Annotated in this window: 10 protein-coding genes and 1 pseudogene; 3 read left to right on the forward strand and 8 right to left on the reverse strand. The window is 65.6% G+C overall.

The features are described 5' to 3' along the window. Positions 1-19: 19 nt before the first annotated feature. Positions 20-2,953, reverse strand: coding sequence for an RNA polymerase-associated protein RapA (gene rapA, locus QWY74_RS07150; RefSeq protein ID WP_290314048.1), 2,934 nt, complete (start codon positions 2,951-2,953; stop codon positions 20-22). A gap of 261 nt (positions 2,954-3,214) precedes the next feature. Then, entirely contained in the window at positions 3,215-4,015 is an 801-nt protein-coding gene (locus QWY74_RS07155) for a TlpA disulfide reductase family protein (protein WP_264824326.1), read from the reverse strand. A 117-nt stretch (positions 4,016-4,132) separates the two neighbouring features. On the opposite strand from QWY74_RS07155, the gene QWY74_RS07160 reads away from it, so the two are divergent. Next, positions 4,133-4,348 carry a hypothetical protein gene (locus QWY74_RS07160; RefSeq protein WP_264824325.1) on the forward strand — a complete coding sequence of 72 codons (216 nt, stop codon included), beginning with the start codon at positions 4,133-4,135 and terminating at the stop codon, positions 4,346-4,348. A 51-nt stretch (positions 4,349-4,399) separates the two neighbouring features. Here the strand turns inward: QWY74_RS07160 and dkgB are convergent, their stop codons facing one another. Together dkgB and QWY74_RS07170 are read right to left on the reverse strand one after the other, a co-directional pair. Beyond that, positions 4,400-5,215, reverse strand: a complete 816-nt coding sequence (dkgB, locus tag QWY74_RS07165; RefSeq protein ID WP_264824324.1) for a 2,5-didehydrogluconate reductase DkgB — start codon at positions 5,213-5,215, stop codon at positions 4,400-4,402. Between the two features lie 157 nt (positions 5,216-5,372). Next, positions 5,373-6,290, reverse strand: a complete 918-nt coding sequence (locus QWY74_RS07170; protein WP_264824323.1) for a LysR family transcriptional regulator — start codon at positions 6,288-6,290, stop codon at positions 5,373-5,375. Between the two features lie 168 nt (positions 6,291-6,458). Between QWY74_RS07170 and aptA the strand changes: the two genes are divergently transcribed. Together aptA and QWY74_RS07180 are read left to right on the forward strand one after the other, a co-directional pair. Then, positions 6,459-7,799, forward strand: coding sequence for an omega-aminotransferase AptA (gene aptA / locus QWY74_RS07175; RefSeq protein ID WP_264824322.1), 1,341 nt, complete (start codon positions 6,459-6,461; stop codon positions 7,797-7,799). A 232-nt stretch (positions 7,800-8,031) separates the two neighbouring features. Beyond that, positions 8,032-8,337, forward strand: a pseudogene (locus tag QWY74_RS07180) (aldehyde dehydrogenase family protein); the annotation flags it as partial. Positions 8,338-8,620: 283 nt separating this feature from the next. Here the strand turns inward: QWY74_RS07180 and QWY74_RS07185 are convergent. The 4 genes from QWY74_RS07185 to QWY74_RS07200 all read right to left on the reverse strand — a co-directional run bounded on the left by QWY74_RS07185 (position 8,621) and on the right by QWY74_RS07200 (position 13,842). After that, the gene (locus tag QWY74_RS07185; protein WP_264824321.1) at positions 8,621-9,388 is read right to left on the reverse strand and encodes a DUF3726 domain-containing protein; all 768 of its coding nucleotides are present in this window, start codon (positions 9,386-9,388) and stop codon (positions 8,621-8,623) included. A gap of 43 nt (positions 9,389-9,431) precedes the next feature. Then, positions 9,432-11,168: a hypothetical protein gene (locus tag QWY74_RS07190; protein ID WP_264824320.1), complete on the reverse strand. Its 1,737-nt coding sequence runs from the start codon at positions 11,166-11,168 to the stop codon at positions 9,432-9,434. Next, complete coding sequence (locus tag QWY74_RS07195; protein ID WP_264824319.1) at positions 11,161-12,747, reverse strand: BCCT family transporter; 1,587 nt, start codon at positions 12,745-12,747, stop codon at positions 11,161-11,163. Before QWY74_RS07195 ends, QWY74_RS07190 begins: the two co-directional genes overlap by 8 nt. 90 nt (positions 12,748-12,837) lie before the next feature. Continuing rightward, positions 12,838-13,842, reverse strand: a complete 1,005-nt coding sequence (locus tag QWY74_RS07200) for a dipeptidase (protein WP_290314049.1) — start codon at positions 13,840-13,842, stop codon at positions 12,838-12,840. Between the last annotated feature and the right edge of the window lie 7 nt (positions 13,843-13,849).

Here is a 13,849-nt window from a genome sequence, read left to right on the forward strand (position 1 = left end):
AGCGCCCCGGGCGGTCGGGCTAGCGGGCGTTCTGATCCACGGTGACAATCACCCGCACGGCGTCGAGGCGTAGCCGTGTGCCCTCGATGGCCGCTTCCAGGGTCTCGCGTTCGTGGCGCAGTGAGCTCAGCTCATCCTCGCGCACCGAAGGGTTGCGCCGTGCCAGGGCTTCCAGGCGCGCCAGCTCGGCGTCGAGCGTGTTGCCCATGCGCTGCCGGGCGGCCTCGACGATGCCCGGCAGTTCGCGCTCGGCTTCCTGCTCGGCGCTGTCGAGCAGCTCCCGCAGCTGACCATGGCGGCTCTTGATCAGGTCGCGTGCGGCCGCCTTCTTGACCTTCTGCAGGTTCTTCGAGAGCCCGGTGAAGGAAATCCTGTCGGTGAGGTTGGCGCCGGATTCATCCAGCAGCACGCGCACCGCGGTGGGCGGCATGAAGCGGTTGAGGTGCAGTCGCCGCGGGGCCGGGCAGTGGGTGCGAAAGACCAGCTCGACCATCAGGCGGCCGGCCGGGATGGACGGGTGCCGGAGCAGCGCCAAGGCCGTGTTGCCCATCGACCCCTCGAGAATGCGCGCCATCATCTCGCGGGTCAGCGGGTGCTCCCAGGTCAACTGCTGAACGTCGTCCCTGGCCAGGGCTCGCGCCCGGGAAAAGGTGGCCGTGAAGCCTTCCTCGCCCTTCACCAGCCCCGGCAGGCCGTCCAGCATGTGCGGGCTGGGGCTCAGCAATTGCAGGTCGCCGCCCAGGTCCTGGCTGTCGACCCCGAAGATGTCCAGTGCCTGGTCGATATAGCGCCGCAGGGCACGGTCGTTATCCAGTCCGTGGATGGCCTCGGCGACCGCCTCGGCACGTTCGGGGCGGCAGGCGTTGAGCTCCAGCAGGCGATTGCGGCCGGCGTCGCGCTCGGCCAGGCGCGCCTCGAAGAAGCGACGCGTTTCGTCGGTGATTTCATCCAGTGCGGTGTCATCCAGCAGAGCGTCCGCCAGGTCATCGCCGAAGGCGGCGTAGAGATCGCTGCCCAGGCCGTGCGGGGCGCTGAAGGCATCCATGCCTTCACGATACCAGCGCAGCAGGCGCTCGCCCGGGCTGTCCGAAAACACCGGTACATGCAGCTCGATCGGGTGACGCTGGCCGATACGGTCGAGGCGGCCGATGCGCTGCTCCAGCTGGTCAGGGTGCAGGGGCAGGTCGAACATCACCAGATGATGGCAGAACTGGAAATTGCGACCCTCCGAGCCGATTTCCGAACATACCAGTACCTGACAGCCGTCTTCCTCGTCGGCAAAGGCTGCGGCGGCACGGTCGCGTTCCAGCAGGGTCAGCCCCTCGTGAAAGACCGGCGCATGCAGTCCGCCCAGCACCCGCAGGGCTTCCGACAGGCCGGCGGCGGTGTCGCGGTCATGGGCGATCACCAGCAGCTTGTCGTTGCCCAGCTCGGTCAGGCGCTCGAGCAGCCAGGTCACGCGTGGGTCGATCTGCCACCAGGGCTCGGCATTCAGCGGGTCGTCGGCCATGGCCTGGTACATGAGATCGAGATAGATCAGCACCTCGGGGTGGTCCAGCCCGCTCTCGATGAGCAGCTCGTCCAGGTAGTCCTCGTCACGCTCCAGTCGACGCAGCACGCGGCGATAGGCGGCGGGAGGCTCGAGGCGCTCGACATGCAGGCGCCGTTCGGGGAAGCCGCCGACATGGCGCCGGCTGTTGCGGAACATGACGCGCCCTGTGCCGTGACGGTCGAGCAACTGGTCGCGCAGCTGATCGCGGGCGGCATCGCGCTCGGCGCTGCCCTGCTGTGCGTCGGCCAGGGTGTCGAGCAGGGCCTGGCTGTCATCCTCGTCGATCACGGCCGCCACGCGAGGCTTGTCTTCGGGGTGGTCGGGCAGGCGCTCCAGGGCGTCGATGGCCTCGGCGACCTCCACGTAGTGAAGCTCTTCTTCCTGAAAGTCGGCCAGGCTGTGATAGCGGTCCGGGTCGAGCAGGCGCAGTCGAGAGAAGTGGCTCTGCTGGCCCATCTGTTCGGGCGTGGCGGTGAGCAGCAGCATGCCGGGCACATGGGCGGCGAGGCGCTCGACACAGGCATAGCCGGGCCCCACGCGCTCGTCTGACCACTCCAGGTGGTGGGCCTCATCGACGATCAGCATGTCCCAGTCGCAGGCCTCGGCCTGCCCCTGACGGTGAGGGTCGGCAAACAGCCAGTCCTGGCTGGCCAGGATCAACTGGCCGGCTTCGAAGGGATTGGCATTGCCGTGGGCCTCGCACTGCTGTTCATCGAGCAGGGTCACCTCCAGCGAGAAGCGCCTCAGCAGCTCGACCAGCCATTGGTGGGTCAGGCTGTCCGGGACCAGGATGAGGGCGCGCTCGGCCCGCCCGGTGAGCAGCAGGCGATGCAGGATCAGGCCCGCTTCGATGGTCTTGCCCAGGCCGACCTCATCGGCCAGCAGGACCCGCGGCGAGCTGCGGCGAGCGACCTCGTCGGCGATGTAGAGCTGATGAGGCACCAGGTCGATGCGCGGACCGGCCAGACCCAGCGCCGGGTTCTGCTCGATGCGATGATAATGGTGCAGAGTGCGGTAGCGCAGGTCGAACCAGTCATTGCGGTCCACCTGACCGGTCATCAGGCGATCGCGGGCCTGGTCGAACTTCATGCTGTCGGCCAGCTTGGCCTCGGGCAGCTCGCAGGGTTCCCCCGCGGCATCCTCGCCGATATAGGTGATCAGTCCCCCGATTTCCTTGCTGTCATCGACGATCATCTGCCAGCCCTCGGTGGACTGGATACGATCGCCACTGCCGAATACCACCCGGGTCAGCGGGGCCTGTCGGCTGCTGTAGGTGCGGGTTTCCTGGCTGGCGCCGAACAGCACGGTCACGCTACGGTTGTCGCAATTGAGGATGGTGCCCAGGCCGAGTTCGGCCTCGCCGTCGCTGATCCAGCGTTGGCCGGGAGAGAAGTCGCTCATGATGCCTCGGGATGCTAGAGATCGTGTCTTGGGAAGCGCTGATTAAATCGCCGAGCATAGTGAAGCGCGAGGCGCACGGAGCGCAGAAAGCGAGGCATAACAATTGGTTAGGCGAGCTTTCGAGCGCCGCGTAACGAAGCGATTTGCATGCGCAGGCATTTAAGCAGTGTTTCCCTTGCGTCACGGCCGGGACAGGGGCCGCGAGATACAGGGCGCGGTATCTTACAGCAAAGCGGGGCGCGGCTTAAGCCTTTTGCCGGCCTAGTCGTCGGCCAGCCAGCGGTTGAGGATGGCCGGGGTCAGCTCGCCGACATGCTGGGTCACGGCCCGGCCCTGGTCATCGAACAGCAGGGTCATCGGCAGACCCTGGGCATCGCTCTGCACCATCAGCGACTGGCGGGGGTCGAGCAGGGCATGTTCGAACGCCAGCCCCTGTTCATCCAGGTAGCGCACTACGGGCATCAGGTCCTCGCCCTGATTGACCACCACCACGCTGACGTCCTCGCGCTGGTCGGCCTCCTGCAGCAACGGCATCTCGCGCCGGCAGGGCGGGCACCAAGTGGCCCACAGATTGACCACCACATGCTCGTTGCGTATCGCGGCCAGTTCGACCGTCTCGCCCTGCAGGTTCTCGAGACTGAGCGCGGGTAGCTGGCGCAGCGCCAAGCCGCCACCCAGCGGCGCCCAGGCCATCAGCGCCAGCCAAAGCAGGGCGGTGCCGAGGATCAGGCCGCTGGCGCCCAGCAGAGCCGCCAGCCGGTCGCGCAGCGCCCACAGGGTCCAGGCCAGCCCCGCCAGCAGGCCGATCACGCCGTGAAAGCCGGGAAGCCAGAGCTTGATGATATCCCAGGGCGCCTGGGCATAGGCCTCCAGGTTCAGGGCCACATGGCCCAGGTGCGCCGCCACCAGCCAGACGATGATCAGGCCATTGAACCAGCGTACATGGCGCTGGCGGGGCAGGCCCAGCAGAAAGACGCTGAGCGCGAGCAACAGCAGTGTCACGGCGAGCGTGTAGAGACGGGGTAAGGGGACCAGTACGGGCCCCAGGGCAATGGCATCCATGGGTGACTTGGATTCCGTGGCAAGGGTCGGCGCGGTGCGCCTGACCGGTTACACTTGGCGCATTCGTTCGCCAAGCCTACTGCCGGTGGGCGGTTCTGTCATCCTGCAGGAGCCTTCATGGCCAAAGATGCCTTCGACACCCTTCGCGCCCTGGCCATCGCCAGCCAGGCGATCGGTTTCATTCTCATCATCACCCTGGAAACCGTGATGGACGACGCGGCGCGCCCCTGGCAGGGCTGGACCCTGGCCGCCATGATCGTGGTGGCTCTGGGCATTGCCCTGGCGCGCCTGTATCGCCGTAACCGGGCGCGCAAGCAACGCGACCAGGCCTGAGACCATGGCGGCTCGGGCCCTCCGGGCCGCCAGGACGGTCAGTCTCGCCCCTTACTGATCCCAGTCCGGGGCAATGCTCGGGTTGGCGATGCGCTCGCCACGATCCAGGGTTGCGATCTCGGCCATCTCCCGGTCGCTCAGGGTGATATCCAGAGCCTCGATGTTGCGCTTGAGGTTGGCTTCCCGGGTGGATGACGGGAAGGTCACGATGCCCAGCTGGTTCAACCAGGCAATGGCGATCTGTGCCGGGGTGGCGTCGTGCGCGGTAGCGATTTCCTGCAGGGTGGGGTCCTCCATGACCTTTCCCACGGCCAGCGGCATGAACGCCGAAACGGCGATATCGTGGCTCTGGCAGTGGGCGACCAGGTTGCGGTTCTGCAGAAAGGGATGCACTTCGATCTGGTTGGTCAGCAGCGTATCCGGGCCCAGGATGTCCAGCGCCTGGTCGATCTGCGCCCGGGTGAAGTTCGAAACGCCGATATGCCGGGTCTTGCCGTCCTTTTGAACGTCGCTCAGCGCCAGCAGATAATCCTCCATGGGCACTGCGTCGTCCGGTGAAGGCCAGTGAATCAACAGCAGGTCAACCTGCATCATGCGCAACCGCGCCAGGCTCTCCTCCACACTCGCCTTGAGGTCATCCGGACGCAACCGGTCATGCCAGACCTTGGTGGTCACGAAGATCTCTTCGCGGGGGACGTCACTTTCGGCAATGGCCGCGCCGATATCGGCTTCGTTGCCGTAGAACTGGGCGGTATCGATATGGCGATAACCCAGCTTGAGGGCGGTGTGAATCATCTGTTTCACGGTGTCACCCTCCAGCCGGAAGGTGCCTAGGCCGGGGTTGGGCATAGTGGGAACTGGGCTCATGTTGGCTCCGTGCTGAGCGACTGTACTGGCGTTATAAGGGGCGTGACGGGACGGACCGGCGATCGGTCCGATCCTGCGCACAGGCCGGTTGTTTTTCACCAATTTTGCGCTTTCGTGGCAGACAGGTCGAGAGGTCGTGATACGCATGACGCTGGCCTCAATCGACCAGGCGGTCCAGCTCCTCGAGGAAGCTCTCCAGCACCAGGTTGGGTGGCGCCCCCTTGCGGGTGATGGCGCTGTAATGCGTCAGGTACTGCCAGTGGCGGGGATTCAGGGCCCGCATGCGCCCCTCGCCCACCCAGCGTTCGGCATAGTGGGTCGGTAGATAGCCGAGGTAACGGCCGGAAAGAATGAGAAAAGCGATGCCCTCACGGTCGGTGGCCGAAGCAGCGGCCTTCAGGGGCTCATGCATGGTCTTGATCTCGGGGGTCTGAGCATAAGCGGGCAGCACAGCGTCGTGCTCGGCCAGCTGCCCGGCGGTCACCCGTCGGGCATGGAAAAGCGGGTGCCCGACCGCGCAGTAGAGTCGCGACTGCTCGGCGTAGAGCGAGCGGTAATGCAGTCCGGGCAGGGGTTTGAGGCGGGGAATCACGCCGGTGTGCAGACGGCCGTCGAGCACCGCCAGCTCGATGTCGTTGGGCGGAATCATGCGGATATTCAGGTGCACATCCGGCCCGCGCGCCTTGAGGGCACTCAGGGCATCGGTAATCAGCATCTCAGGCATGGTCACCAGGTTGTCGGTGATGCCTATGTTCAGCTCGCCCTTGAGGCGGGCATGCAGGCTATTGATCCGGGTACGAAACTCTTCCGCCGCGGCGAGCAGTTGCAGGGTGGCTTCATAGGCCTCGGCGCCCTCTTCGGTCAGCGCAAAGCCGCTGCGCCCGCGCTGGCAGAGCCGCAGACCGAGCCGCGTTTCCAGGTCGTTCATGGCCATGCTGATGGCAGCGCGGCTGATGTTCAGCTCCACTTCGGCCGCGGAGAAACCGCCGCACTCCACCACCTTGCGATAGATGCGCAGCAGGCGCAGGTCGCTGTCGCTGACCGGCCCCGTCAGCGGTGCGGGACGTCGAGACATGGTGGCGCTCCTGTCGATGCAGCGGGGCGATGAGCCCGCAGCGCGGGCCTTTTTCCGGGAAAGTTAAGCGGAAGCTTACGCGAGATTCAGTATATCGACATTTACTGGCTTGTGGGGCCTGCTAGCTTGAAGGCACCACGCCATGTCCATCACGCCCGGAGGGCCGACATGTCAGCTCAAGGTTCCGCTCTGGCCGGCCTCAGTGCCGAGCAGCTCGATGCCTACTGGATGCCCTACACCGGCAACCGACAGTTCAAGCGCGACCCACGCCTCATCGTCGGCGCCGAGGGGGCCTATCTCCAGGACGCCAACGGGCGACGCATCTTCGACGGCCTCTCCGGCCTCTGGACCTGCGGCGCCGGCCACTGTCGCCCGGAGATCACCGAGGCCGTCAGCCGCCAGCTGGGCGAGCTCGACTATTCACCGGCCTTCCAGTTCGGCCACCCCCGGGCCTTCGAGCTGGCGCACCGCCTGCGCGAGCTGATGCCGGAGGATCTGAACCATACCTTCTTCACCGGCTCCGGCTCGGAGAGTGCCGATACCTCGCTGAAGATCGCGCGGGCCTACTGGCGCAAGCAGGGCAAGCCGGGCAAGACCAAGTTGATCGGCCGCGCCCGGGGCTATCACGGGGTGAATTTCGGCGGCATCAGCCTGGGCGGTATCGGCGCCAACCGCAGTCTCTTCGGCCAGGGCGTGGATGCCGACCACCTGCCCCACACCCTGCTCAAGGACAACGCCTTCAGCCGAGGCATGCCCGAACGCGGCGTGGAGACGGCCGACGAACTGCTCGAGCTGATCGCCCTGCACGATGCCTCGAACATCGCCGCGGTGATCGTCGAGCCGCTGGCCGGCTCCACCGGCGTCATCCCGCCGCCCGTCGGCTATCTGCAGCGCCTGCGCGAGATCTGCGACCAGCACGACATCCTGCTGATCTTCGATGAAGTCATCACCGGCTTTGGCCGCATGGGCGCGATGACCGGCGCCGAGGCGTTCGGCGTGGTGCCGGATATCCTCAACGTGGCCAAGCAGTTGACCAATGGCGCCGTGCCCATGGGCGCTGTCGTGGTGCGCGAGGGCATCTATCGGACCTTCATGGAGCAGGGTGGCCCCGACTACATGCTCGAGCTGCCCCACGGCTATACCTACTCGGGTCACCCGGTGGCCTGTGCCGCCGCCATGGCCGCGCTGGACGTGCTGGAGAACGACCGCCTGATCGAGCGGGTGCGCGAGATGAGCCCGATCTTCGAGGCGGCGCTGCACAGCCTCAGGGGCTCGCCGCATGTCAGCGACATCCGCAACTACGGCCTTGCCGGCGCCCTGCAGATCGCGCCCTATTCCGGCGAACCGGCACGACGTCCCTTCGAGATCGCCATGAAGTGCTGGGAGAAAGGCTTCTATGTGCGCTACGGCGGCGACACCATCCAGCTCGGCCTGCCGTTCATCGTCGAGCGCGAGGAAATCGACCGGCTCATCAACGCACTGGGCGACGCGCTCGCGGAGCAGGGTTGAATCAGGCGACGCCTGTCGAGATGCGCTGCTCCCTGCCACTGGGCGATGAGCTTACCCGTCGACAAGCCTACGCGAGGGCGCTGTGAACCCTTCCATGGGCGCTACTTTTGCCATCCATGGCAAAAGACCCTCGCTTCGCCTCGTCCCCGGCGCTCATCTTGCTTACTCCTTACTCCTTACTCCTTACTCCTTACTCCTTACTCCTTACTCCTTACTTATAACGAGGTACCCCATGACCAAACTCGGCCATCTGATCAACGGCTCACGCGTCGCCGGCGAAGGGCGCACCCAGGATATCTTCAATCCCTCCACCGGCGAGGTCGGCAGCCGGGTGAGCCTGGCCGGCAAGGCCACCGTCGAGGGCGCCATCGCCGCCGCCGAAGCCGCCTTCCCGGCCTGGCGCGATACACCCCCCGCCAGGCGCGCCCGGGTGATGTTCAACTTCAAGCAACTGCTGGAACAGCACGCCGACGAGATCGCTCGCCTGATCGGCCTGGAGTACGGCAAGATCGTTCACGACGCCAAGGGCGAGCTGCAGGGCATGGGTTGATGGTCCCCAGATAGCGAAAAACCTCGATGAAGCTCACCGAGGTTTGGACGCCGACCGGGCACTCCCAGTCCATTTACCTGAACCTTGGGCCAGCCGGCTTTCAAAGTCAACGTATCTTCAAGCTGGCTCATTATGCTGGGGCTGTTTGATCAGCACCTTTAGTTCCACCACGCAGCGGGGGGTATCGGCGCAGACAGATTCGACGCGGGTCGGGTTGGACTCGAAAGATGGCGCCTGAGCATCACCCTAACTTTGAAGCGGAGTGATGGTATCAGTCATTGTCCTGCGCGCCGGCACCGGCGCCGTCCCGCGAGGCGTCGGTGGCTTCCACCAGCATGCGGCTGGCCAGGTGCTTGAGGCGGGCCCACACGGCTTCATCCACCTCGATGCCTTCCGTCAGGGACTGGTTGCGGCTGGCCAGCAGGGTGGATTCGTCGTGGTGGGCCAGCAGGTCGTAGCGGTAGTCGGAGCGCATGGCCGGCAGCAGGTCGACGTGGTTGGCCATGACAATGGTGATGGCATTGTTGGGCTCGTTTTCCTCCGGGATCTCCTGCACGGCATAGACGCGGATCTCCGGGACCGAGCTGTTGGCGCGAAAGCCGACGACCTGCTCGGTCAGCGGTTGCTGGGCGTTGCGCCAGAAGGCGGTGACGTTCATGCCGCGGCCGGCGAGTCGGGCCAGGTAGCCCATGATCAGTTGGCGGTTGTGGCAGTGGCGTACCTTGATGACCGCCAGGCCGCGGGCGCGGGCCTTGGCAAAGCCGAGCTCCAGGGCCAGGGTGGAGCTGCGCAGCACGCTCTGGCCATGGCCGTCGATGACCGCCAGGTCGCCGTCCTGGTAGAGCACGCTGGGCAGGTCGTCGGGGTCATCCTCGAGCAGGAAGTCGAGGCCACGACTCAGGGCGGCCAGGCCGCCGAGGCCGAAACACTGCATCCAGGCGACCATGTCTGCCGCATCGGCGGCGTCACCCTCCTCGAAGCCCATGCCGATGAAGGCCTTGAGACACAGGCCCTGCAGCTCGTTGTAGGATGCTTTCATGATGGTTTCCCTGCAGAGTGGTGTATTCATTCATGGGCCCGTCTCAGCGGGCCTTGGCGGACTCTTCCGGTAACTCGGGTTCCAGCGGGAAGCTCCAGTCATCGAAGTCCTGGAGGTCGTGGGGCTCGGCATTCAGCTCCTCGACCAGCGGGGCGCCCTGAAACAGCGTGATGCGCACCCAGCGGTCCGACTTGGGGTCGAAGCGACTGGCGCCGAAGAACGACAGCTTGGTGCGCAGCAGGTGCATGGGTTTCATGTCGCGATGCCAGAGGTTGGCGCGAATTTCGCCGTAGGCAGTATCCACCATGGTCTGGATGCGTCGCACGATGTCCTTGTGGCGCGGGTGCGCGATCAGGAACTCGACCACCAGGGCGCGCGGATTGGCCTCGAGGAACTCGCTCAGCACGCCATGGGTGTGCTGGACCCGCGGGGCAATGGCCAGATGCAGCTCCTTCTCGGCACCCGGCTCCCGGTCGCGCACGCCCAGCCGCGGCTCTTCCTTCTCCACCGAGCGATACCAGAACCAGTAGCGGGCTTCCGGGGTCGTGAAGTCCTCGTTCAGGGCCCAGTCGTAGTGGGTCTCGATCAACTGCTTGAGACGCACCAGGGGCATGTCCGGGGTCATTTCCAGGCGCTCGATGACACCCATCTGGTCTTCCAGGTAGTCGACCCGCTCGGGGTAGAGCTCGATCAGCAGGGTGTGGATCAGCTCCTGGGCCTCGAGCGGCAGGGTGCGGGTGCTCCAGGCCGTCAGCTGCTGCCAGAGATCCTCCTCCAACGGCATTTCTTCCAGCCAGGCAATGACCTCGGGCAGGGCCGCCACGGTCTGCGCGTTGCGTTCCCCCTGTTCGATGTCTTCGCTGACCGTCTGCTCGAGGTGCTGCATGGCGCGTCGCGTCAGTGTCAGCAGGCGCTGGCGCCGGTCTTCATCGGGGGCCTGACGCAGCGCGGCCACCAGGGCGCTTTCACGACAGGTGACCCATTGCTGGATCAACTGCGGGTGATTGATCAGGAAGGGCGCCATGCCGAGCCCGGTGGAGTTGCCGATGCCCAGATAACGCCGCAGTTCGCGGGCCAGTGGCACGGCGTCAGCGGGGTTCTGGTGACAGGCAATATGCTCGACCTGCTCGATGGAGAAATGGCGCAGCAGATAGACCGCCATCATCTGCGCTGAGAAGGGGCGGTGAAAGTCGGCATTGTTCTGCAGGCGCACGAAGTCGGCGATGCCGAACTTGCCATTGCCGTAGACGGCGGTGGTTCGGTAGAGGTAGCCGACCCGGGTGATCTGGCCAGGGTCCGGCTGGTGGCCGCCGGACAGGGCCTCGACGAAGTGCGCGAAATTGCGCAGGCTGCGATTGGCGCGCGACAGCACCAGCAGGCGCGGGTGCTGCCGGCCGGCTTCCTGCAGGGGCACATTGGCGGCCATCTGCTCGAGCAGCCCGTCGTCGACATCGCCTTCCACCAGGCCGAAGGTCACGTCCCAGGCCTGGGCGATGACCCGGTCGGAGCGCTGCTCCGGCTCCAGATGCTGGGAGAAGATCACCCCGTGGTAACGGCCCTGGGGCGTCTGCAGGCGGTAGATGGCCACGCCATGGCCCCCGGCATCCAGGTCGAAACGCGCACAGCTCACCTGCCAGCGCTGGCGCGCCATCTGGCGCACCAGGCTACGCACGAAGCTGAGTCGACTGGCATGCAGGCTGCCCAGGCGCTCGAGCGTCATCGCTTCATCGGCAGGGCGCAGCGCCACCGGGGTGGCGCCGACCGTGGTGACATCAAGCATGGTCATGGTCCAGTACGCGTCGAGCGGAAAGGCCCTGGGCGCGAGCCATGGCATAGGCGGCCTGCGGGCCGGTCCACAGCGATGGCAGCAGCACCAGCGAGACGGGAATGGCGGTCAGCACGATGAACTGCTGCAGCACGCTGATCTGGCCGGACCCCATGTACAACAGGATGCCCGCCATGAGCGCCATGGCAATGCCCCAGAAGGCGCGCACCAGGGCGTTGGGTTCATCATGCCCGGAGCCCACCACGGCAATCGCATAGCTCATCGAGTCGCCGGTGGTGGCCACGAAGATGGTGGTCAGCAGCAGAATCGCGAGTGCCATCACCGTGCCGCCGGGCAGGGCCTGGGCCACGGTCAGGGTGGCCACGTCGAACTGGAAGTTGTTCAGGGCCTCGGTGAGGTCGATGGCGCCGGTGAGCTGATAGTGAATTCCCGAGCCGCCCAGCAGGGTGAACCAGACCGTGGTGGCGATCGGCGCCATGACGGCGACGGCGAGGATCATCTGGCGGATGGTGCGGCCACGCGAGATGCGCGCCACGAAGATGGCCATCAGCGGGCCATAGCCGATGAACCAGGCGAAGAAGAAGACCGTCCACCACTGCATCCACCAGGCCGGCGCGGTCTCGGCGGTCATGGTGCCCATGGTGAAGAAAGACGTCAGATAGGTGCCGAAGCCCTGGGTGAAGGCGTTGGTCAGAAAGAGGGTGGGGCCGAACACGAAGATGACTGCGGCGATGGCCAGGGCCAGGAAGACATTGAAGCGGCTGAGGATCTGGATGCCGCGCTGAATGCCGGTCATCGCCGAGGTGACATAGACGGCAGCCAGGGCCGCCAGCACGATCAACTGGGTGGCGAAGCCTTCCGGCATGCCGAACAGGTCATGCAGGCCGAAGCTGACCTGGGTGGCCAGAAAGCCGATGGGGCCGACGGTGCCGGCGACCACGGCGATCACGCACAGGGCATCGACCACACCACCGAACCAGCCGCTCATGATGCGTTCGCCCAGCACCGGGTAGAGCAGGGTGCGCGGCTGCAGCGGCTGCCCCTTGTCATAATGGGCATGCGCCAGCACCACCGCGGTCAGCGAGCCGAGCACGGCCCAGGCCAGAAAGCCCCAGTGCATGAACGACTGGGCCAGGGCGCCGGCGACGGCCTCGGGGGTGCCGGCCTCGGTGGAGAAGGCCGGCGGCGTGACCACGAAGTGATAGACCGGCTCACCGGCGGCGAAGAAGACGCCACCGCCGGCCAGCAAGGTACACATGATGATCGAGAGCCACTTGAAGGTGCTCAGCTCGGGCTTGTCGAGATTGCCGATCTTGGCGCTGGCCGCCGGCGCGAAGGCCACGCCCATGGCCACGAAGAAGGTGATCAGCAGCAGCAACTGGAAGTAGGCGCCCAGGGTACGCGCCGTCCAGGCGAAGCCGTTGCTGATGGCGTCGGCGACCATCTTGATGTCATACAGGGACAGGCCGACAAACAGCAGAATGAAGCCGATGCTCAGCGTCAGCACGACAGGGTCGCCCAGGCGGCGCTGCGCGCTGGACGAGGCATGAGAGTTGGCGTTTTGTTGTGTCATGGTTCCAGCCTTTTGCTGTGGGGCCCGTGGCCCTTGTTGTTGTCAGTCAAGCTGTGGTCCGTCGATCAGGTGCCGGGCCCTGGCCCGTCGTCAGGCCGCGACCTCCCTTGAGGCGGGCACTGCGGCATTCTTCAGCAGCGCCAGCCAGTTCTGCCCCATGATGCGATCGATCGATGCCTCGTCGAAGCCGCGCCGGCGCAGTCCGTCGATCAGATTGGGGAAGTCGCGATTGTCGCGCAGCCAAGCCAGCGGCTCGGGCCAGCCGGCGTTGTGCTGGCTGCCTTCGCCGTAGTCCATGTCGCGCGACCAGCGGCCGTTGCGCATCCACTCCAGCACCGAGGTGGGTTGTCCCTGGCACAGGTCGGTACCGATGCCCAAGTGCTTGATGCCCATCAGGTCGGCGGTGCGCGCGATCATGTCGCAATAGTCCTCGAGGCTGCAGTCCGGCCCGTTCTTCAGGTGGAAGGGGTAGGCCGAAAAGCCGAGCAGGCCGCCCGACTCGGCAATCGCCGCGAGCACCCGGTCCGACTTGTTGCGCTTGGCGTCGCGAAAGAAGCTCGGGTTGGCATGCGAGATGATGACCGGTTGCTCGGAGAGCTCCACGGCCTCCAGGGTCGAGCGTTCGGCACTGTGCGACATGTCGATGATCATGCCCACGCGGTTCATCTCGCGGATGACCTGGCGGCCGAAGCGGGTGATGCCGCTGTCGTCACTCTCGTAGCAGCCACAGGCCAGCAGGCTCTGGTTGTTGTAGGTCAGCTGCATGATCAGCAGCCCCAGGTCGCGCATCAGCGCGACCATGTCGATGTCGTCCTCGATGGGCGAGCAGTTCTGGGCGCCGAAGAAGATGCCCACCTTGCCCGCCTGGCGCGCCCGATCGATATCAGCGGCCTCGCGGACCGGCATGATGAGGTCACCATGCGCCTCGAAGCGGCGATTCCATTCGCCCATGCGCAGCAGGGTTTCCCGAATGTTCTCGTGGTACACCAGGGTGGCGTGGACGGCATCCACACCGCCCTCGCGCATCTGCTCGAAAATTTCCCGCGACCAGTTGGAGTACTGCAGGCCGTCGATGATCAGTCTTTCCTGCGACATGGTGACC

This window comes from Halomonas almeriensis (genome assembly GCF_030409235.1).
GTDB lineage: Bacteria > Pseudomonadota > Gammaproteobacteria > Pseudomonadales > Halomonadaceae > Halomonas > Halomonas almeriensis.

Coding starts and splice junctions, on each gene's coding strand:
- rapA (WP_290314048.1), bottom strand. CDS start 2,953: ATGAGCGACTTCTCTCCCGGCCAACGCTGGATCAGCGACGGCGAGGCC.
- QWY74_RS07155 (WP_264824326.1), bottom strand. CDS start 4,015: ATGGATGCCATTGCCCTGGGGCCCGTACTGGTCCCCTTACCCCGTCTC.
- QWY74_RS07160 (WP_264824325.1), top strand. CDS start 4,133: ATGGCCAAAGATGCCTTCGACACCCTTCGCGCCCTGGCCATCGCCAGC.
- dkgB (WP_264824324.1), bottom strand. CDS start 5,215: ATGAGCCCAGTTCCCACTATGCCCAACCCCGGCCTAGGCACCTTCCGG.
- QWY74_RS07170 (WP_264824323.1), bottom strand. CDS start 6,290: ATGTCTCGACGTCCCGCACCGCTGACGGGGCCGGTCAGCGACAGCGAC.
- aptA (WP_264824322.1), top strand. CDS start 6,459: ATGTCAGCTCAAGGTTCCGCTCTGGCCGGCCTCAGTGCCGAGCAGCTC.
- QWY74_RS07185 (WP_264824321.1), bottom strand. CDS start 9,388: ATGAAAGCATCCTACAACGAGCTGCAGGGCCTGTGTCTCAAGGCCTTC.
- QWY74_RS07190 (WP_264824320.1), bottom strand. CDS start 11,168: ATGCTTGATGTCACCACGGTCGGCGCCACCCCGGTGGCGCTGCGCCCT.
- QWY74_RS07195 (WP_264824319.1), bottom strand. CDS start 12,747: ATGACACAACAAAACGCCAACTCTCATGCCTCGTCCAGCGCGCAGCGC.
- QWY74_RS07200 (WP_290314049.1), bottom strand. CDS start 13,842: ATGTCGCAGGAAAGACTGATCATCGACGGCCTGCAGTACTCCAACTGG.